19 protein-coding genes and 2 pseudogenes are annotated in these 17,825 nt (G+C 68.3%); 11 read left to right on the top strand and 10 right to left on the bottom strand.

Going from position 1 to position 17,825, the window contains the following annotated elements; genetic code table 11:
* Positions 1-66: 66 nt before the first annotated feature.
* From AB0D46_RS31305 to AB0D46_RS31295, 3 genes are all read right to left on the bottom strand, one after another.
* Positions 67-243, bottom strand: coding sequence for a hypothetical protein (locus AB0D46_RS31305; protein ID WP_362882489.1), 177 nt, complete (start codon positions 241-243; stop codon positions 67-69).
* A gap of 48 nt (positions 244-291) precedes the next feature.
* Positions 292-1,287 (bottom strand): ATP-dependent DNA ligase, encoded by a 996-nt coding sequence (locus AB0D46_RS31300; protein ID WP_362882512.1) that lies wholly within the window; start codon positions 1,285-1,287, stop codon positions 292-294.
* Positions 1,288-1,737: 450 nt separating this feature from the next.
* Positions 1,738-2,058, bottom strand: a complete 321-nt coding sequence (locus tag AB0D46_RS31295) for an STAS domain-containing protein (RefSeq protein ID WP_362882487.1) — start codon at positions 2,056-2,058, stop codon at positions 1,738-1,740.
* Positions 2,059-2,436: 378 nt separating this feature from the next.
* On the opposite strand from AB0D46_RS31295, the gene AB0D46_RS31290 reads away from it, so the two are divergent.
* The gene (locus AB0D46_RS31290) at positions 2,437-2,772 is read left to right on the top strand and encodes a DUF6233 domain-containing protein (protein ID WP_362882486.1); all 336 of its coding nucleotides are present in this window, start codon (positions 2,437-2,439) and stop codon (positions 2,770-2,772) included.
* Between the two features lie 100 nt (positions 2,773-2,872).
* Here the strand turns inward: AB0D46_RS31290 and AB0D46_RS31285 are convergent, their stop codons facing one another.
* Both AB0D46_RS31285 and AB0D46_RS31280 read right to left on the bottom strand, forming a co-directional pair.
* On the bottom strand, positions 2,873-3,088 hold the full coding sequence (locus AB0D46_RS31285) for a hypothetical protein (RefSeq protein WP_362882484.1): 216 nt from the start codon (positions 3,086-3,088) through the stop codon (positions 2,873-2,875).
* A 601-nt stretch (positions 3,089-3,689) separates the two neighbouring features.
* Entirely contained in the window at positions 3,690-3,947 is a 258-nt protein-coding gene (locus AB0D46_RS31280) for a hypothetical protein (protein WP_362882482.1), read from the bottom strand.
* Between the two features lie 166 nt (positions 3,948-4,113).
* On the opposite strand from AB0D46_RS31280, the gene AB0D46_RS31275 reads away from it, so the two are divergent.
* The gene (locus AB0D46_RS31275; protein ID WP_362882481.1) at positions 4,114-4,341 is read left to right on the top strand and encodes a hypothetical protein; all 228 of its coding nucleotides are present in this window, start codon (positions 4,114-4,116) and stop codon (positions 4,339-4,341) included.
* Between the two features lie 157 nt (positions 4,342-4,498).
* Positions 4,499-4,939, top strand: coding sequence for an STAS domain-containing protein (locus AB0D46_RS31270; RefSeq protein ID WP_362882479.1), 441 nt, complete (start codon positions 4,499-4,501; stop codon positions 4,937-4,939).
* Between the two features lie 128 nt (positions 4,940-5,067).
* Here AB0D46_RS31270 and AB0D46_RS31265 read toward each other — a convergent pair.
* Positions 5,068-5,340, bottom strand: a pseudogene (locus AB0D46_RS31265) (cyclase); the annotation flags it as partial.
* A gap of 435 nt (positions 5,341-5,775) precedes the next feature.
* Here AB0D46_RS31265 and AB0D46_RS31260 point away from each other — a divergent pair.
* From AB0D46_RS31260 to AB0D46_RS31250, 3 genes and pseudogenes are all read left to right on the top strand, one after another.
* Positions 5,776-6,888, top strand: a complete 1,113-nt coding sequence (locus AB0D46_RS31260) for an ABC transporter substrate-binding protein (RefSeq protein WP_362882477.1) — start codon at positions 5,776-5,778, stop codon at positions 6,886-6,888.
* A gap of 281 nt (positions 6,889-7,169) precedes the next feature.
* A pseudogene (locus AB0D46_RS31255) lies at positions 7,170-7,967 on the top strand (IS630 family transposase); the annotation flags it as partial.
* A 100-nt stretch (positions 7,968-8,067) separates the two neighbouring features.
* Positions 8,068-8,337: a hypothetical protein gene (locus AB0D46_RS31250; RefSeq protein ID WP_362882516.1), complete on the top strand. Its 270-nt coding sequence runs from the start codon at positions 8,068-8,070 to the stop codon at positions 8,335-8,337.
* Between the two features lie 155 nt (positions 8,338-8,492).
* On the opposite strand, the gene AB0D46_RS31245 is transcribed toward AB0D46_RS31250, so the two are convergent.
* Genes AB0D46_RS31245 through AB0D46_RS31235 form a run of 3 tightly spaced genes read right to left on the bottom strand, consistent with a single transcriptional unit; the run spans position 8,493 to position 10,419 of the window.
* On the bottom strand, positions 8,493-9,296 hold the full coding sequence (locus AB0D46_RS31245; protein ID WP_362882475.1) for a hypothetical protein: 804 nt from the start codon (positions 9,294-9,296) through the stop codon (positions 8,493-8,495).
* Complete coding sequence (locus tag AB0D46_RS31240; protein WP_362882473.1) at positions 9,293-10,204, bottom strand: sigma-70 family RNA polymerase sigma factor; 912 nt, start codon at positions 10,202-10,204, stop codon at positions 9,293-9,295. Before AB0D46_RS31240 ends, AB0D46_RS31245 begins: the two co-directional genes overlap by 4 nt.
* Positions 10,201-10,419 carry a hypothetical protein gene (locus tag AB0D46_RS31235; protein ID WP_362882472.1) on the bottom strand — a complete coding sequence of 73 codons (219 nt, stop codon included), beginning with the start codon at positions 10,417-10,419 and terminating at the stop codon, positions 10,201-10,203. Before AB0D46_RS31235 ends, AB0D46_RS31240 begins: the two co-directional genes overlap by 4 nt.
* A 1,173-nt stretch (positions 10,420-11,592) precedes the next feature.
* On the opposite strand from AB0D46_RS31235, the gene AB0D46_RS31230 reads away from it, so the two are divergent.
* The 3 genes from AB0D46_RS31230 to AB0D46_RS31220 all read left to right on the top strand — a co-directional run bounded on the left by AB0D46_RS31230 (position 11,593) and on the right by AB0D46_RS31220 (position 14,508).
* Positions 11,593-11,853: a hypothetical protein gene (locus tag AB0D46_RS31230; protein WP_362882470.1), complete on the top strand. Its 261-nt coding sequence runs from the start codon at positions 11,593-11,595 to the stop codon at positions 11,851-11,853.
* Positions 11,854-12,055: 202 nt separating this feature from the next.
* Positions 12,056-12,634, top strand: a complete 579-nt coding sequence (locus AB0D46_RS31225) for a GNAT family N-acetyltransferase (protein ID WP_362882468.1) — start codon at positions 12,056-12,058, stop codon at positions 12,632-12,634.
* 188 nt (positions 12,635-12,822) lie between these two features.
* On the top strand, positions 12,823-14,508 hold the full coding sequence (locus tag AB0D46_RS31220) for an ISAzo13 family transposase (RefSeq protein ID WP_362882467.1): 1,686 nt from the start codon (positions 12,823-12,825) through the stop codon (positions 14,506-14,508).
* Between the two features lie 70 nt (positions 14,509-14,578).
* Here AB0D46_RS31220 and AB0D46_RS31215 read toward each other — a convergent pair whose 3' ends face one another.
* Positions 14,579-15,493 carry a transposase family protein gene (locus AB0D46_RS31215; RefSeq protein WP_362882510.1) on the bottom strand — a complete coding sequence of 305 codons (915 nt, stop codon included), beginning with the start codon at positions 15,491-15,493 and terminating at the stop codon, positions 14,579-14,581.
* Positions 15,494-16,209: 716 nt separating this feature from the next.
* Between AB0D46_RS31215 and AB0D46_RS31210 the strand changes: the two genes are divergently transcribed.
* Positions 16,210-17,340 (top strand): ABC-three component system protein, encoded by a 1,131-nt coding sequence (locus AB0D46_RS31210; RefSeq protein ID WP_362882465.1) that lies wholly within the window; start codon positions 16,210-16,212, stop codon positions 17,338-17,340.
* On the top strand, positions 17,337-17,822 hold the full coding sequence (locus tag AB0D46_RS31205; protein WP_362882463.1) for a three component ABC system middle component: 486 nt from the start codon (positions 17,337-17,339) through the stop codon (positions 17,820-17,822). Before AB0D46_RS31210 ends, AB0D46_RS31205 begins: the two co-directional genes overlap by 4 nt.
* Positions 17,823-17,825: the final 3 nt, after the last annotated feature.

The following is a 17,825-nucleotide window of genomic DNA, read 5'->3' as shown; positions in this document are numbered from 1 at the left end:
TGAGCCAGCGGTCGAACTCGCGCGCCCAGGCCACCGTCGCTTCCTCCGTCAACCGCGCGGATATCCTCAACGGCCCCAGCGGCGCCCGGCGACCGTCTCGACAACCACCCCCAGGAACCGCCCGACCTCCGGCAACTGCGGCACCCACACGGTCACCACGGCCTCCACCACCGCGCCGAGCACAGCGGCGGACAGCCGGCCCAGCAGCACACGCCCGAGCGCCCGGCGCCGCCTCGACACCATCTCCTCGCCACGCTCGACCGGCTCCCGTCCACGCGTCGCGCCCGGGGCCTACTCGTCATCCAGCGACGGCAGCCCCTCCCCGAACCGGGCCACGTCATCCACACCCACATCCAGGCGCAGCCGCGTGAACCGCACGGGGTGGCGGAACACGCCGTGGTCGACGGCCCGGTCGGCGCTGATCTCCGCGACCAGGTCGGGGCGCACCACCGTCAGGTCGAGGACGTCGCGTCTGCCCCACGCTGCCGCGAACTTGGCGCCGGCCCACGGGTGCCCGGGGCCGGCCGCGGTGAGGTGTTCGGCGACCTGGCGGGCCTGGTCGGGGCGCAGGGTCACGGTGCGGCCGACGGTGCGCAGGCGGCCCGTGGTGTCGTGGCGGCCCAGGATCAGGAGCTGCGGGTGGGTGAGGGTGCCGGTGATGGCGCCGATGATCGCTTCGGTGGTGTCGCGTCTTTTGACCTTGGTCCAGCCGCGGTATCCGGGCGTGTACCGGCCCGTCAGGCTCTTGACGACCAAGCCTTCGACGCCTGAGACGTCGGTCCACGACTCCAGCCACTCCCGGGCCGTCGCGACGTCCGTGGTCATCGGGCAGAGCGTCCACGGGGCGGTCAGGGCGCGGGCCGCGAACAGGACCTCAAGGCGTCGGCGTCGCTCCCGCTGGGGCAGGGTGAGGAGTTCTGTGCCGTCCTGCTGGAGGATGTCGAAGGCCATGTAGTAGGCGGGTAGGCGTGCGGCCAGTGCGGGTGCGGTGCGGGCTCGGGCGGCGGCCCGGCGCTGCAATCCCTCGAAGGACAGGGCGCCGGCCTCCGGGTCCCACACCAGCACTTCGCCATCGAGGACCAGGCCGTGGGGGAGCTGCTCGGCCGCCGCCACCAGATCGGGGAACGCGCCCTGGACCAAGTTCCCGCGGCGGGTCTGGAGGAGCACCCGCCCACCGGGGCCGTCCGGGGTGAACACGAGCATCCGGTGCCCGTCGAGCTTCTGCTCATAGGCCACCGCGGCGTGGGGGCGTACGGGAGGGACCGCCTCGGCGGCCTGCGCCAGCATCGGTTCCACCGGCGGCCGCAACACCATCTCCCCACCCTCCGCCCGTCCCACGGGCCGGACCCCGGACCGCCCGCGCACCGCCCCGGGGCACGGGCCCTTCCCGCTCATGACAGAACCCGGCCGGCGTGACTACGGGGCGCGCCGGCCGGGTCCTGTTGAGAGAGGCCCGTCGTCGATTACGGTTCCCGCTCGCACCGTCCCACGCCCCGGTCCCCGGCGCCTCGCCGGCTGTGGCGGATGGCTGACGAGTCCACCCCCACGGACGCGTCCGCGTCCGGAGCCGAGCGGCCGTCAACCGGCCGAGGGCTCAGCCGTGACCATCACGGCCCCGGTGCCGTTGCCTACCTGCCGTGCGGCCGATGTTCCCCCGCATCCCCGGCGCGGCTCTCCCGGCGGTGGGGCCCTGCCCGGACACCCACCGCCGGGACTCACACCCCCGCCATCGCCCGGTCAGGCCGCGGTGCCGTCCCGGATCTCGAACAGGGGCAGGACGCCCGTCATCTCCAGCAGCCGACGAAGCTGACTCGGCACCGGACCCGCAAGAACCAAATGCCGGGTGTTACGCAGATGGACCAGCACGCCGAGGAACGACGAATCGGCGAACTCCAGCCCGGCGACGTCGACGACCAGGAGCTCGGCTTCGGCGGCCCCGCCGTCGCAGGCATCCGCCAGCAGGCCCACCGAGTCCAGGTCGAACTCGCCCGAGCACACCACTCTGACCTCGCCACCCGCATCGGATCGCACGACCACCCTTGGCGTCTCCACCACCATCTCCCCTCATCAGCACTGACGCACCCGACCGTACGGGCCCACCACCCGAAGCGGTAGAAACCATTCCTCGCCGGAAGCGGCCGACAGTCGCGGCTTGCGCCGTACGGGGGCGCTCCGGGCGTGCCTCGCGTGCACTGCGGTAGGCCAGTAAATCGAACACATGATGGAATAGGGGAATTCGCCCAGTCAGGAGCGCATCATGACGTCCCCCACCCTCGCCCCGGCCGCTCCGTCCAGGCAACAGCCCGCCACCTGGTCCCCGAGCCAGACGGGACCATGTGCGATCTGCCACGCTCCGACCTGCAAATACGGGGTAGGCGCCTCGCCCACCTGCACGTCCTGCAAAGCCGCGCGGCGGGCGCAGTACGGAACCTGATCGTGTCCGATTCCTCCACCGCGCGTCTGGACCTGCTCCGCTTCCTTGAGCGGGTGCAGGTGCGCGATCTTAAGCGCACGCGGGATTGGATCGCCGTCGAGGAGCAGCTCCTCGCGGCGTCGGCCGAGCGCAGGCCCGCGCCGGCGCCTCCGGCATGGCTGGTCGAGCACGGGATCGGCGCCGGCCGGCCGGCGGTCCGGGTGCATACCGGGGATTGCTGGGACACCCGCACCCGATGCAAGCCGGCCACCCTGGACGAAGCACGGCGGGCACTCGCCGAGGGGATCCGCGCGTGCCCGCACTGCCGCCCCGATACCGCGCTCGGCATCATCGACTGACTACCGGCCTACCCTGGAAACGGCGGCCGGCCGGTGAGCGGCCCCGGCCGTCACCCGGTGGGCACCCGCTCCTCCCCCACTGTGCAGGTGCCCACCCACGTCAGGTCAGCGGGTCCCACACCTCCGGACCGCCGCCGCGCCACTCCGCAACGTCCGGGTCGGTCAGGTCGATGTCTTCCGCGTCCTGGAGCCCTGCCATCTCAAGGAACACCCGGATATCGGAGGGCCGGTGCGCCACCCCGATAGCCGTCCCGTCGTAGCGCACCCGACGCCAACCATGCTCATCAGGCGGATACACGATCAGCTTCGCGGCCATGCCCCCACACTCCGCCCCCGCCCCACCGACGGCACCCCGCCCGCCACCAACCAGGTGAAGGAGACGGGCACAGCAGTGCGGGCCGCCACCCGGTCAGGGTGACCGGCCCACGCGGTTGCGCCGGTCAGCTGCTTGCGCCGCCAGTATCGGCTCCCCCAACAGGCTCGATGTTGGCGACGGCGGTGAGAACTTCTCAGCCCCCCGCTGCGGGGCGGATGCAGGCGCGGCGGGCGAGCGAGAGATGCCGGTGTGGGTGGGAAGGTCTTCCCGGACCACCGCCATCAGCCGGCCCTCGACACCGGAGGCGATGTCGCGGGCGATATGCACGACCAGGGGGTGGTCCTCATGCCGTCGCCCTTCACCGCTTCGCCTCGGCAACCTTCTGGTATGTCGACGAGGCGACCGAAGCCCCGGCCCGCACACGCCAGCGAAGGCGTAAGGGCACTGCCTCACCCGACCGTGCGGTCCCACCATCGAAGCGGTAGAAACCATTCCTGGCGGCGAGGCCGCCCGTCGGACCTCGCCGCACGGCCGCACGGCCGGCACGTGAGACTGCGTGCCGTGGTCGGCCGGTCCGGCCAACGCCGCTCGGTACCGACTGTCAGGTGACGGTGACGCGCAGCAGGTAGGGCTCCCCGCTGCTGATCGCGCGGGCCTGCTCCCACAGATCCGCCGGAGAGAAGCCGAGGAGCGCCCGGTCCGCAGCGCGGGCCAGGAGCGGCAGGATCTCGGCCGTGGGCCGGCCGCGATGCGTGCGCGCGAGCTCGGCGAAGGCCTGCTGATAGGGGGCGCCGTACCTGCCGGAACTGTCGGTGAGCAGCCGCTCCAGGCTTTCCCCGCTCACGCTGATCTCGCCCATGTCCGCTCCCTTCCCGCCGGGGCCGGCCGGTCCAGCCCCTGCTTTTTCGACGGTACGGACGGGCACTGACAACCAGGCCCCTCCCCGGCGGTGGACCGTCCTTTGTCGCAGATCAGTGAGGGGGCGGTGACCGGTGGCGGCGGTACGGCGTTGTGCAGGCGTGGACATGGACGACGAAGACTTTCTGGGCGTACTCCTGGACGCCGTGACCGATAGCCGCCTCAAGCTGCTGACCGGCGACGAGGCCAGGGCGGTCATGATGCTGCTCGGCGCCCTCGAGGAAGAGACCCGCTCCGAAGAGGTACGTGCCGCCGCGGGCGAGATGCGATTCCGCCTCGGCTCACGCCTCGCCCTTCCCGCCGGCCACCCCGGCCCACCAACGGCCAAGCTCTGAACGGTACGCGCCGGCCCCGCGCAGCAGGCGCCGGAAAGGGCCCAACACAGGGCGCAGGCGCTGGCGCGTCATGGACGCGCCGTAGTCGCCTCGACGTCAGGATGAGGCCCCCGGAAGCACCCGCTCGCCGGGTGACGGGCGACAAGCGTTGATCACTGTGGACGTCCAGCACCGGGCCCACACCCTTTGGGTCATCGTCGGTGGCGAACTCGACACGATCGGCGGCGCCGCCCTGGGCCGGGTGCTGGAGCGGGACATCGGCTTCGAGCGGGTCCTCATGCTGGACCTGCACGGTGTGATCCTGATGAACCGTGAGGGGCTCCTGCACCTGCTGGACCTGCACCACCGGGCGGAATGCCAGGGACTGCGCGTCCTGGTCGTGGGCTGGCAAGCACAACCCCAGCAGTTCATGGCCAACCAACCTGGCCACAATCCCCGGCCGCCACGCGGCGACCGGGGAACGCTACGCGCTCCCCGGATTCCGACGGCTCATCGAGCAACGCGCCCACCAGGCACGCGACCTCGCCGAATTCGACCGAACGATGGTGGCCGAACCGGCCGGCTGAACCCAGCCTTCGACGACCGGGGCCATGCGTAACCATCCCAGAGGTGGGCGCGTTGGGCATCGTGCCGCGGGCCGTTCCATCCCGGCCCGCGGTCTCCCGGCAGCGGCCGGACTCCCACCTCTGGGACACGAAACGCCACGGACGCAAAGGAGCGTGGGGCTCAGACCACTCCGCGCCAGAAACCGGTCTCGCGGCCCCGCTCCTCGAGGTACTCCTTGAACCGCTTCAGCTCACCGGTGATCTGCCGCTTCACGAACCCGAGCTTGTCACCGACGTTCTCGGCGAACCCCTCCGGGTCGTAGTCGAGCTGCAGCATCACCTTCGACTTGTTGTCGGCGAGGTGGTGAAAGGTGACCACACCGGCCTGCTTCACCTCGCCGTCCACGGTGGTCCAGGCGACCCGCTCGTCGGGAATCTGGTCGCACGGCTCTGACCTGCAAGAAAAGGCCGATGACCGCGACGTCCCGTCGGGCGGGAGCTGCGGCCTAACTTTCTTCTCAGGTGCCCGTCAGCCGGGAAGCTGCGCCGGGCCGAACGCGAATGTCATCGCTCTCCGGTAGGCCCGGACGACACCTGCAAACAAGCGCTTAGTGGTCGGCGCCGGAAGTCCTTCGGGGGTTGACATGAGGTCAGGGCGCATGCGGAGTGAGGATCGCAGGCTCGGTCTGGCGAGGTAGAGGCCGCAGGTGCAGTCAGGGCACCTGGAATTAATCGGTTGCCTGTCGGCGATGGTGGTGGATGCAATGTCCGGCGTGAACACCCAGGTGCGCCCGCCACGGCGAGATGAGATGAACGCGTACTACCGGGCCTTGCGGCTCTGCGCACCGGGCGGACTGCACCCGACTCGTCACAAGGGAGACGCCAACGCATGAATACGCCACCTTCGCAGCCTGGTACGGAGCGGACTGACGGATTGCCCATCCGGATCGGCGCTCTCGTTCCGCTGACTTGGCCCGGCTGGGTCGAGGCGGGCCAACACTTGCTCGCCGGACTGGAGCTGGGCGTTCGCGAAGTCAATGAAGTCGGTGGGGTAGGCGGAAGACCACTTGAGTTGGTGGTCCGAGACACCGCGGCTGATCCGCAGAGGGCCGCTACGGCCGTGGACGAATTGGCCGGCCTGGGCGTGGCCGCTTTGATAGGGGAGTATCACAGCGTCGTCGCGCGCGCCGCTGCCGGCAGGGCCGACGCCCTCGGCCTGCCGTTCCTCTGCTCTTCAGCGGTTCTCGACGCGCTCACTGAACAGCCGACGGAATGGGTTGCGCGCCTCTCCCCGCCGCAGTCCCGCGGCTGGCAGGTTTACGCGGACTTCCTCCTCGGCGCGGGCCACCGTCGCGTCGCCGTAGCAGCCCAGCCGAGTGTCTACTGGGCAACCGGTACCCGTATTTTGCGGGACCACCTCGCTGCACGCGGCGGCACCGTCGTCGAACTCGACATGAGTGCGCTCACCCCTGCGGACGTGTGCGACGAACTCGCGGACAATCGGGCGACGGCCCTTCTTCTTCTGGTCGGCCACCCGGATCCGGTAGTGCCGATCGTCAAGTCCGTCCGCGGCGACCAGCGCCTCGCCGAGATCCTGATCGGTGCGCCGGCCGGGCAACCGGAGTTCGCCGAATGGGCGACATCGCTGGGTGACGACGGCACCGGGGTCCCCTTCTTGCGCTACTTGCCCGAGCACCTCAGCTCACTCGGTGCACGAGTCGAGAAGGCTCTGCTCGAGCAACTGGGCGAAGCACCCTCCTTCGTCGCCTTCGAGGGCTACGACACGGTCACCGTCCTCGCCGACGTGCTGCGTTCTCACGGTGCGGACCGGGCACGCATCGCCGAATCCTGGCCGCGCGTGGCGGTCGTAGGCACCCGTGGGCAGATCCAGTTCTCCCGCACGCCGGACATCAGCGTTTGGCAATGGGCTGGGACGCCGATCCAAGTCGTTGATCGAGATCCGGCGGAACCCGATCGCTTTCGGGTCCTTCACGCCAGCTGAGCTGAGAGAGTACGGAGGTCCGACTGCCCAGATCTGTCCAAGCTTGAGGCTGTCTACGTGTGCCGGCGCTGGCCCGGGGCAGCCCAGAGAAGGCCAGCAGCCGGACCGGCATCAAGATCAATCTCAGCGCCAATGACATCAGACGGCAGGGCCGGTCCGTCATAGGGCAGGGCGCAGGCTCAGTCCAGGGCATCGTTGGGCGAGCCTGCGACTCCACAGCTGCGCGACAAACTGCACAACCGTCAGTGATCCACTTAGCGAGATCGGCCGTTCCTCCTGCTATGCGCATACCCTGCGCCCGCTCCATGCTGCTGACCGCCGCCGAGCGCGAGCGGCTGAAGAAGATGGCCTACGGTCACAAGACTGAGTACCGGCTGCGGGTCCGCGCGCAGGTCGTCCTGCATGCGGCGCGGGGGCGATCCAACGCGCGCATCGCCCGCGAGACGGGTTTGCACCTGGACACGGTTCGCGCTTGGCGGGGCCGGTTCGCCGCTGGCGGGCTGCCGGCCCTGGCTGATCGCAAGCGCTCAGGACGCCCCGCCCGTTTCACTCCAGTGCAGGTCGCAGAGGCCACGGCGCTGGCCTGCCAGTTGCCCGCCGAGACCGGCGTACCACTGGCGCGCTGGTCGTGCCCGGAGTTGGCTGCCGAGCTGACCGCGCGCGGAATCACCGATACCATCTCCGCGTCCACGGTGCGCCGCTGGCTGCGCGAGGACGCGCTCAAGCCCTGGCAGTACCGGTCCTGGATCTTCATCCACGACCCGGACTTCCGCGCCAAGGCCCAGCGTGTCCTGGACCTCTACGCCCGCACCTTCGAGAGTTCCCCGCTGGGCGAGGACGAGTACGTCCTCTCCAGCGACGAGAAGACCTCGGTCCAGGCCCGCTGCCGCTGCCATCCAACCCTGGCCCCGGGCCGGGCCCGGGCGATGCGCGTCAACCACGAGTACGGCCGTGGCGGCGCGCTGGCCTACCTGGCCTCCTACGACGTCCACCGCGCGAAGGTCTTCGGCCGCTGCGAGCCGAAGACCGGCATCATGCCCTTCATGGCCCTGGTCGCCCAGGTCATGGCCACCGAGCCCTACGCCAGCGCGAAACGCGTCTTCTGGATCGTCGACAACGGCTCCTCCCACCGGGAAGAAGGCCATCGACCGTCTGACCAAAGCGTTTCCGAACGCGGTCATGGTCCACACTCCCATCCACGCCTCCTGGACCAATCAGATCGAGATCTTCTTCTCCATCGTCCAGCGCAAGGTCGTCCAACCCAACGACTTCATGGACCTGACCGAGGTCCGGGACCGGCTCCGACCTTTCGAAGACCGCTACAACGCCACGGCACAGCCGTTCCAGTGGAAGTTCACCACCTCCGACCTGGACGATCTGCTGGCCCGGCTCGACCGGCACACCCTCACCGACCGACACCAAGAATCCTCCGTCTCACTGGCAGCCTGATCAACCCCCGAAGGATTTCCGGCGCCGACCACTTAGCTTTGAGGAGGTCCACCGGGTGCTCGCCGAGGGTGTCGAGCCCTGCCCCTGTAGCGGGGTCGGGGCCGGGCCTCGGCCACGCGCCCGAGCGGCTGAACCGCCCGGGCGGGATCGCGCGGTCAGCGTGTGGCGGCCTCCCCATACGCCCGGTGCCACCCTCTGGTACCGAACGGGCCTCGACCCGCGCGGCCCCGGCTGGCGAGTCGTTCGGGCAGGGTGCTGGGGGCCGGGGGCCGGTCGGAAACCTCGGCGAGCAGGTCGCGGATGCGGACGGCGAAGTCGGGTCCGGGCATCGGAAGTTCCATGTCGGGTGCGCGGAGGTAGCCGGTGGCGACGGCGGTGGGCATGTAGTCCATGAGCCCGGTGACCGTGGCCGAACGGGGACGGGCGATCTGCCGGGCTAGGTGGTGCAGGACCCGCAGGACCGTGGTGGTGGAGGCGCTGGTGATGCGGTCGTCGCAGTGCTGCGGCACGGGCTGGACGTCGTCGGTCTGGCGGTGCCACCAGCGGGCCGCGTCGTCTTCGCCGAGCGCCAAGTGGTGGAGGTAGAGGCAGTAGGCGGCGGCGGGCTGTCCGGCGCCGGCCGCGTACTGCCACCAGAACCTGGCGCCGTCGTCGCTCTCGGTCAGCTGCAAAATGCAGGCCAGGACCAGGGCGCTGCGGGGTTCGGGTACCTGGTCGGTGACGAAGCCGGCGACGGCGTCAGCGGGGGTGTGGCTGACGAGCGTCTCGCACAGGATCCGCAGGTCCTCGGCCGCAGAGCCGGAGCCGCTGCCGGGGTGGGGGGTCGCCGGCGTGACAGGCTCTGGTGCGGTGTGCGTGCCGGTGTCGTTGGGGAAGGTGGGGGGCTGGACGATGTCCCGGGGCACAGTGCGGTCACGGACGAGCAGCGCCCGGGAGAGCAGCTCTTGTACAGATGTCATTCGGTGGGCCCTTCGGTCTCGGGTGCCGGGGTGAAGACGCTTTCCAGGAACCGTTCGGCGTAGCGCTCGGAGGACTGGACCATGGGCTTGGGGAGGCCAAGCAGGGCGGAGGTCTCCTCGGGAGTGAACCCGTAGAGGCGGCGCAGCACCATGACGTCGAGCTGGAGGTCGGGGAGGCGGGTGAGGGCCTTGAACAGCTGCAGGCTTTCGGTGACCTGGGTCATCCGGTCGGCGTCGTAGGTCAGGGCCCGCAGAACGACGGTGTCGAACGCGGCGGTGCCGAGTTCGGGGCGGCCGTCGAGGTGGGGGGTCTTGGCCATGACGGTGGCGCGCAGGATGTTCCAGGCGTAGCTGCGCATGTCGGGGCTGGCGAGTGCGCCGTTCCAGGACAGCCACAGGATGTCGAAGGTGTCGGCGACGCTGGTGTCACGCGGGCCGTCGGGCAGGAAGGCCTGGGCGTAGAGGCGGTAGGCGTCCTCAACGGTCTCGCGGAACGCGCCGTGTTCCAGCGGGGGGATCAGGGCGCTCGTGGTCACCGGGTGCTTGCCCGAGGACCTCTCGATCCACTCGCGGGTCTTCTGCGCGTCCAGGGCTGCCTGTCGCCAGAGTCGTTGCAGGGGCCAGACCGGCATGTCCAGGATGACAGCGATCCCGGCGATCAGTTCCCATCGAGGGTAGAGGCCGATGCCCCGCATCAGCTCGGAGAGCTTGGACTTCGCCAGCGGGACACGGGTGCTGAGATCGGCGAGGGTCAGGCCGCTGGCGAGGTAGCTGGTGCGGGTCGGCTCCAGCCACGCGCGGTGGGAACTGCCCACGCTGTCGGCGATCGGGCCGAGCTTGCGGCCCGGACGCCCGCCGGGCACCGGGCCCGAGGCGGCGTATTCCGGACGATCGAGGGGTGTGCTCACGGGGCGCTGTCCTCCTTGTCGGGCACTGCGGTGCCGCGGTGCCCCGAGGCCGCCGCGGGCCGCGAACGGGCCACGTGGAAGACCTGCTGAACGGTCAGGCCCAACGCGGGGGCCAGCGCGGTGATCGCGGCCACCTGCCCCATCACGGTCATCGCCACACTCCAGGCGAGCACCATCAGTAGGGCAAGAAGGATCACTATGTGCTTTCGGTCCATCCAGAACTCCAGGGGTCGGTCGGTCCGCGGCCATCCGGGGCCGCGTCGGAATCACCCCAACTACCGGGTGCCGATCCGGAAGTTGAGGAGCCACATCATGGACCGTCACTTCATCGCTACGCCACGTGATCATGGTTTTGCGGAACAATACCGACCACGAAATGTCCGTTAGGTGAACAAGGCCGACCGCTCCTGCCCAGGTGATGGCACGTCCGACCCACGAAATGGCGAAAGTTCCCGGTTTTCCTTGCAATCCGGGTGCCCGCCCCTGTCAATGGGACAGGACACCTCGGTGTCGGTCTTCCATCCGGAAGAGGCCCGCCTCCGTGCCGATAAGAGGGGCGAGGCCAGCTTGTTCCCGCCTGACCTGTCTTAGAGGTCAGGCGGGAACGGAGCATCCCGCAGGACGCGATGACGGTAGCCCACGCCACCGACAGCCACGGCGCACGCGATAGGCCCGCGTCCACCGAAACCAGCCACAATCCCCGAGTACCATGCCGAAAAGGCCGAAACCGAGCACCTCAGCACCCCGCCGTTCAAGCACAGCTGAAACCGGTCCTGAAGGGCTCGTTGGTGTAGCAGCATCACCGTTCACGGATCCGGCTCTGGCGGTTGCCACGGAGGTCCTTGTCCCATACCGGCGGCCCTCGGCACGGCGTTTTGGATGCCGTTCCCGTTGTTCGAGTGATGCTTCGTCGTGGAGTCGTAGCTGAGCTCGTCCGCCTTCTGCTTCGGACACCAACTGGGCCGCGGTGCCTGAGAAAGCACAGCCCTCCAGCGGCCGTAGGAGGTGCCATACCTCTCGGCCTGGGCAACGATGGTGAAGCTCTCCTGATGTCCGGTCTCAAATACCTCCAGGCAGGTGAGGGCTCTGACCTGGGGTGACTGGACTTCTTTGCGACGAGGAGTGCGGCTGTGTCTCAAAGATCTCCAGGTAGCTCGCCTGATGGAGCTCTTGTCCTGGCAAGGGTGTTTGGTAACTGGTGCGATGTCAGCCGCTTCGGGTGGTCCGGGCTGGCGTGTGAGTATCCGTCTATGGAGTGTGATGTGTGCGGGCGGTCGATGTGGCGGTGGCCGGTGCCACCGACGGCCTGGGAAGAGGAGATCTGGTCCTGTTCCTGGTGTCATGCGGCTACCCACGTGGGCGGCGAGTGGTCCGAGATCTCACGGCCGATGTATCTGCCCATGGGGATGCGCTGGGAAAAGGCCGTCGCGGATGGCCTCCCCGCCGACGTCTCCCACGCATTCGGCCTTTTAGACAAGACGCTGTGCGGCATCCAGGAAGCCGGCATGTCGCCGTCCGAGTACTGGTGGCTGCCGGAACGGGAGGACGCCTGTGGCCCCTGCCGGGAAGCGGCGGGTGTCATCGATGACCGCTGGCCGCAGGCAATGAGGGGCGAGAACGCGCGGGTCAGCGTGGCCCGGCGACGATGAGTCCTTCCAGTTCGGAGTCGATTCTTGGGATGGCTGCCTCTCACGTGAACACCGCCACCTGAGAGCGGTGAGTTCGGACAGGACCGCGTCCCCGCCAAGTGGTGTAGGCCGTGAGGGCCTTCGCTACGGCCTGGCATTGGCGCCCACGACAGTTCGAAGTATCCGCTCGACACCCTGATCGTGATGGCGTTGGCTGGCCGGCATGCCAGAAATGCGTACCGATCGCCTCCTGCTCCGCCGGTGGCGGGAGTCCGACGTCGAACCGTGGGCGGCGATGAACGCCGATCCCGAGGTCCGGGAACACCTGGGCGAGCTGCTGACCCGGGTGCAAAGTGCTGCCGAGGTGGCGCTCATGCAAACCGAGTTCGACGGGCGAGGATTTGGGTGGTGGGCGCTGGAATCGCGGGAGACCGGTGAGTTCCTCGGCCGTGCCGGCTTGGACGAGGTCGGCGAGGACATGCCGTTCGCGGGTGTGGATGTCGGGTGGCGGTTGGCGCGTTCGACATGGGGTCACGGTTACGCCACCGAGGCCGCTCTGGCCTGCCTGGCCTTCGGCTTCGAGAGCCTCGGGCTGCCTGAGGCCGTTGCGTCGACGACCGTCAACAACCTTCGTTCCCAGGCGGTGATGCGCCGGATCGGCATGATCCGGGACCCGGCTGACGACTTCGAGGATCCGAGCGTTCCCGAAGGGCCCCTTCGCCACTGTGTGCTGTACCGGATGCTCCGCGTCTCGACGTCGTCCATCGAAACCTCGTCCGCATCCATCGGGTCCCCGGCATGAACCAACCAGCGCGACGACCGTAGGCAGCGAAGAACCCACGTACCTGGAGAAGACCGAGACACAGACCCAGTTGCCCGGAGATGTGTGAGACACCGGCCGGGTTGCTTGGAGTCCTCAGAGACTGCCCGGACTTAGGGCTCGCAGAGAATCAACATGTTGCTTCCCGTGGTTCGGGTCGTTGGTGTGGTATGCGCATATCCGGCGAGGTCAGTGATCAACTCGTTCTGAAGTTCGCGGTGTTGTTCCCTCATCTGGACGAGCGGCAGCGCCGTCTGCTGATGGGGGCTGAGGCCAGGATCCTGGGACACGGCGGGATCCGGGCGGTCGCCCGAGCCGCCCAGGTCAGCGAGACGACTGTCCGCAAGGGCGTGGACGAGCTGGAGGCGGGGGCGGCGCCGCTGGGCCGGGTCCGCCGTCCTGGCGGCGGGCGCAAGCGGGCAGCCGAGGTGGATCCAGAACTGCGGCCCGCCCTGTTGGCGCTGGTCGAGCCCGACATGCGCGGAGATCCGATGTCGCCACTGCGATGGACGACGAAGTCCACCTGCAAGCTCGCCAACCAGCTGACCAGGCAGGGCCACCGCGTCTCGGCGGATACCGTAGCCGACCTCCTGCGGGAGGAGGGGTTCAGCCTCCAGGCCAACGCCAAAACCCTCGAAGGCGCCCAGCATCCCGACCGGGATGCCCAGTTCCACTACGTCAACGGCCTGGCCAGGGAGCACATCGCTGCCGGCGACCCGGTGATCAGCGTGGACACCAAGAAGAAGGAACTGGTCGGCCCCTACAAGAACGGGGGCCGTGAGTGGGAGCCGAAGGGGGCTCCGGCCCAGGTCAAGACTCATGACTTCCTGGACCGGCAGGGACCGGGCAAGGCAATCCCGTACGGGATCTACGACGTCGCCGCGAACACCGGCTGGGTCAGCGTCGGCACCGACCACGACACCGCAGCCTTCGCCGTCGCGTCCATCCGCCGCTGGTGGCAGGCCCGCGCCGGCCACGACTACCCGCAGGCCACCCGGCTGCTGATCACCGCGGACGCTGGCGGCTCCAACGGATACCGCACCCGCGCCTGGAAAACCGAACTCGCCGCCCTGGCCGCTGAGACGGGCCTGGAGATCACGGTCTGCCACATGCCGCCGGGAACATCGAAGTGGAACAAGATCGAGCACCGGCTGTTCTCCCACATCTCCATGAACTGGCGGGGCAGACCTTTGACCAGCCACGACGTCATCGTGAACAGCATCAAGGCAACCACCACCCACACCGGACTGACAGTCCACGCGGAACTCGACCCAGGCACCTACAACACCGGCATCAAGGTCACCGACGCAGACATCGACGCCCTGCCCATGCGCCGGCACCGCTTCCACGGCGACTGGAACTACACGCTCCACCCACAACACCGCGACACGACCGGCGCGGCCGGGGACCCATGGTCAGGCGAGGGCCTGCCGCCTCAGCCCTGCGACCGCGGTCTGCGCTATACGGAACTCACGGGCATGACCGAGCTGGCACTGGACGAACTCGTCGACCAGTTGTCCCAGAAACTCGACGAGCTACGCGAACACGGGCGGTCCCAACAGCGAGGAGGAGACCGTATCCGGGCTCGGGGAGCAGGCGCCAAGGACAAGCTGACCACCGCCGACCGAGTCCTGGCCGCCGTTCTCTACCTGCGCAAACTCGGTACCCGAGACCTGATCGCCCAGCTCTTCGGCGTCAACGGCAGCACCATCACCAGGGCCGTTCAGCAAGTCCAGCCCCTCCTCGCCGAGCACGGCTACACCGTCCCGCACTCGACAGCCAGGTTCCGCACACCCGCCGACGTCACCGCGTTCCTCGCGAACAGCATGCCCACAGAGATCAAGTCAGCATGTTGATTCTCTGCGAGCCCTTACGAGCTGGTGCGTGATTGCGTTGGAGACATGGGTGCCTGACCTGGGGGCTTTGTCAGCCGCTGGTGTTGCGGTCGGAGACGAGGCCTGCGATGGCCCGGTAGGTGGCGGGCAGGTTCTCTCGGCGGTGGGTCCAGCGGACCAATTGCTTCCAGCGTTTGTGGTCGGCGAGGGCGTGTTCGACGGTGATGCGCATCGAGGAGTGGCGGTGCCGGGCTCGTAGGCGGGCTTCGATGACCTCGGGCGGGCTGATCTTGTTTCCCTTCCTGGGCGGGGTCACCGCTTGGCCGGGATGATCGCGACGGAGTCCGAGGTAGCCGTCGTCCAGAAGCACTTCCACGTCGGAGAAGTGCTGGAAACAGGTACCGATGCCTTCGTTGCGTGCGGCGGTCGCGTCATGCATCCGGCCTGGTCGCAGGGCATCGGTCCAAAGCGTGCGGCCCTCATGGTCGGCGACGACAGTGGCCTTCATCGTGTTCTGCTTCTTCTTCCCCGAGACAAAAGCACGGCGTCCGCCGCGGCCAGCCGGGGGCCGGCGGACCTGGACCTCGGTGGCGTCCAGCCGCAGCTCGATGCCTTCGGCCTGGGCGTATGCGAACACATCCGCCAGGGTCCGCAGCCGCAGGCCGGGCCGTTCTGGGACCGCGCATCCCCGCTCTGCCAGCAGCCCTCGTATCTCGCCGATCGCACGGGTGATGGTGGAGCGGTCGACGCCGAACAGCAGCCCCAACGCCGCATGCGGCAGATCGTGCCGCAAGTGAATCAACGTGGCCACGAGCCGGTCGACGGCTACCAGCCGATGCTGGACACCGGCTCCTGCCCCACGCTTCCTGGCCCCGCCGCGAGCTTCGTGACGACGCCCCTCCACCACGGCCTGCCACGGACCGGCCAACTCTTCGACCAGGGCCGCGAGATGCCCCCGCGAGACTCCCGTGAACACCTGATGCGCGAGAACCGTCCGACTGACCATGATCGCCACATCCGGATCATGACACCCATCAGCAAGACACGTCACCCGCAATCACGCACCAGCTCGTAACTGGCTGCCAATTTCTAATGCCTGAAAAATGGTGCAGGACCGTGCACCCGCGAGCCGGGAAACCAGGCGCGCCGACACCGGGCATCACCCCCACCAACGACCCCGCACCCCGCCCCGACACCCCCACACCACCACCGCGCCGCCGCCCCACGCCACGCCACCACCACCACGCCGCCGCCGCCACACGCGCCACACCGCCACACCGCCACACCACCACCCCAACCCCCACCCCACCGGACACAAAGAAGCGACGACCACCCCCGTCTGAACCTCCGCCACCGACGATGTTTCTTACCGCTGTACAACGGCGGCGCCAGTCGACTTCACGACCACGTCGGGACGGTGCAGGAGAGCGCGAGAGGGCGGCAGTCCTCTCGCCACACGCCCTGCAGAGGGCGGCGACGGGATCCGCATAGCTCCCACCAGCGGGTGCGCCTGGTGCTACGTTGTTGCAGGGTCCCTCTTGCCGGGATCCTGCTGCGGCACGTGGCCGCACGGTTCGTCCAGCTCGACCAGTAGTGGGGGACGTGGCGCAAGCGCGATCGCATTCAGCGGCAGGCCAGATGATGGGCTACCTCTATCAATGCGAGCTGGCCCTTCTGGAACTTGCACGCCGTAGCTGGGACGACATAACAGTAGAAGTGCGCATGGAACTTCTCGATGACATCGAGTTCCTGCACCACGAGACCCAGGATCCCCTTGAGCTGCTGCAGTCCAAGTATCGAGAGGCGGCAGGACAGCTCAGCGAGACCGGAAAAGACTTCTGGCGCTCAGTCACCTCCTGGATCGACTCTCTGAACCTCAGCGCCGGCCGCTCCGCCCTGCCGCTGCCCATCCTGCGGCTCGTCTCGACGCAAGTTGCCAAGGAGGGGACCTTCCTCCACTGGCTGCGTTCAGGCCCGGACCGGAACGTAGGCCGGGCTCTGGCGCGGATGGAGGAAGTCGCCAACGACACAGACGGACCCAGCACCACGGCTGAAGACCGTGCGCTCTTCATGGAGCTCACAGCAGCGCAACGGCTCAGGCTCGTCACCGCCATGGTGGTGGATGACGGTGCACCAGTGATGTCAGACGTCGACCATAGTCTCGCCAAGGAGCTGGGGATCACCCCCAGCGAGCACGCCAGTGCGGTGCTGGATGAGATCAAGGGGTGGTGGTATCGCGTGGCAGTGCGTCTGCTGGAGCGCAAGGACCCTGCCTACATGCTGGCCTCGGTCAGTGCCGAGGAACTCCTGTGCCGCCGCGATGAAGCCGTCGATCGGTACACGGGCAAGAGCCTGCCGATCACTGAGACCCTCCGCAACCTCACCGAAGCCGAGATGGCCCCCTACCGGAACCGGCTGGTCGTATCGCAGATGCAGTGGATCGGCCTCCCGGACAGAGAGATCGCGACGCATCTGCGCGACTACCACTACGCGCGTGCGCAGCGCTCCGAGTGGCTTCGGACGTTCAAGGTCACTGCGGACGGGCTGGACGCATACGAGCGTGATCTGCACTACGAGTGGGAGAGCGTCTTCCTGCGCCGTACCCGCCGCGTCGACGACGAGACCAGCGAGGCTGCTCGGCAGGACATCGGTCTAGAGGTCCTGGACGACACAATGAAAAAGGTCGCTGACAAGGCGGCTCGACCGGGCACCAGCACGGCACCCTGGATCGGCCGCGGGTCCATCCACGACCTCTGTGACAGGGCGGAAAATGTGGGCAGCGATCGAGCCGTGGGCTGGCACCCAGACCACCCCCGTCTGTGCAAGGACCACATCGAGGCAGCGGGCCAATGACCACACCGGCTCCACGCCACCGTTCGCCGGAGGCTCAGGCACTTCTCAACCCGGCATTCGGCGCCTACCTGCTGGCCAGCAGCGTCCATGCTGCGGAAAGCAAAGCCGGGCAGCCGATGCCTTGGCCATCCGCGTTTCTCGTCCTGCCGCTCGTTCTTCCTGCCAAAGCGCGGAATAGCCTTCCGGGGAAGTCGACGCTCTCCCTCATGGCGTGGGCGGACAACAACCCCCTGCAGCAAGCAGCCTTCGCCGAACGGGCCATCTCGCTGACCGGCCTCACGCGAATGAGTTTGCGTATGGCGGTACGCCACCAAGCCGTGGAAGTCACACCACTCGGCTTGAGGTGTCCGCGCAAGCCCCGATCGGCTCCTGCCGTCGGCCCGGAAGTTACTGAGTGCGCGCGCGCCGCGGCTCTGGTAGGTCGTTGGCTTGCAGTAACCGACCCGCACCGCGCCTATACCGCTCTCGGCGTTCGTCCCTGACCA

This window comes from Streptomyces sp. NPDC048383 (genome assembly GCF_040651775.1).
In the GTDB taxonomy this organism is placed as follows: Bacteria; Actinomycetota; Actinomycetes; order Streptomycetales; family Streptomycetaceae; genus Streptomyces.
The sequence above is the reverse complement of the archived record's forward strand: the minus strand, read 5'-3'. Positions and strand labels throughout refer to the sequence as shown.

What these genes read in the sequence shown, in the direction of transcription:
- AB0D46_RS31305 (WP_362882489.1), bottom strand. Translation starts at nt 243, where the DNA reads ATGGTGTCGAGGCGGCGCCGGGCGCTCGGGCGTGTGCTGCTGGGCCGG.
- AB0D46_RS31300 (WP_362882512.1), bottom strand. Translation starts at nt 1,287, where the DNA reads ATGCTGGCGCAGGCCGCCGAGGCGGTCCCTCCCGTACGCCCCCACGCC.
- AB0D46_RS31295 (WP_362882487.1), bottom strand. Translation starts at nt 2,058, where the DNA reads ATGGTGGTGGAGACGCCAAGGGTGGTCGTGCGATCCGATGCGGGTGGC.
- AB0D46_RS31285 (WP_362882484.1), bottom strand. Translation starts at nt 3,088, where the DNA reads ATGGCCGCGAAGCTGATCGTGTATCCGCCTGATGAGCATGGTTGGCGT.
- AB0D46_RS31280 (WP_362882482.1), bottom strand. Translation starts at nt 3,947, where the DNA reads ATGGGCGAGATCAGCGTGAGCGGGGAAAGCCTGGAGCGGCTGCTCACC.
- AB0D46_RS31275 (WP_362882481.1), top strand. Translation starts at nt 4,114, where the DNA reads ATGGACGACGAAGACTTTCTGGGCGTACTCCTGGACGCCGTGACCGAT.
- AB0D46_RS31260 (WP_362882477.1), top strand. Translation starts at nt 5,776, where the DNA reads ATGAATACGCCACCTTCGCAGCCTGGTACGGAGCGGACTGACGGATTG.
- AB0D46_RS31250 (WP_362882516.1), top strand. Translation starts at nt 8,068, where the DNA reads ATGGTCCACACTCCCATCCACGCCTCCTGGACCAATCAGATCGAGATC.
- AB0D46_RS31245 (WP_362882475.1), bottom strand. Translation starts at nt 9,296, where the DNA reads ATGACATCTGTACAAGAGCTGCTCTCCCGGGCGCTGCTCGTCCGTGAC.
- AB0D46_RS31235 (WP_362882472.1), bottom strand. Translation starts at nt 10,419, where the DNA reads ATGGACCGAAAGCACATAGTGATCCTTCTTGCCCTACTGATGGTGCTC.
- AB0D46_RS31230 (WP_362882470.1), top strand. Translation starts at nt 11,593, where the DNA reads ATGTATCTGCCCATGGGGATGCGCTGGGAAAAGGCCGTCGCGGATGGC.
- AB0D46_RS31225 (WP_362882468.1), top strand. Translation starts at nt 12,056, where the DNA reads ATGCCAGAAATGCGTACCGATCGCCTCCTGCTCCGCCGGTGGCGGGAG.
- AB0D46_RS31220 (WP_362882467.1), top strand. Translation starts at nt 12,823, where the DNA reads ATGCGCATATCCGGCGAGGTCAGTGATCAACTCGTTCTGAAGTTCGCG.
- AB0D46_RS31215 (WP_362882510.1), bottom strand. Translation starts at nt 15,493, where the DNA reads ATGGTCAGTCGGACGGTTCTCGCGCATCAGGTGTTCACGGGAGTCTCG.
- AB0D46_RS31210 (WP_362882465.1), top strand. Translation starts at nt 16,210, where the DNA reads ATGGAACTTCTCGATGACATCGAGTTCCTGCACCACGAGACCCAGGAT.
- AB0D46_RS31205 (WP_362882463.1), top strand. Translation starts at nt 17,337, where the DNA reads ATGACCACACCGGCTCCACGCCACCGTTCGCCGGAGGCTCAGGCACTT.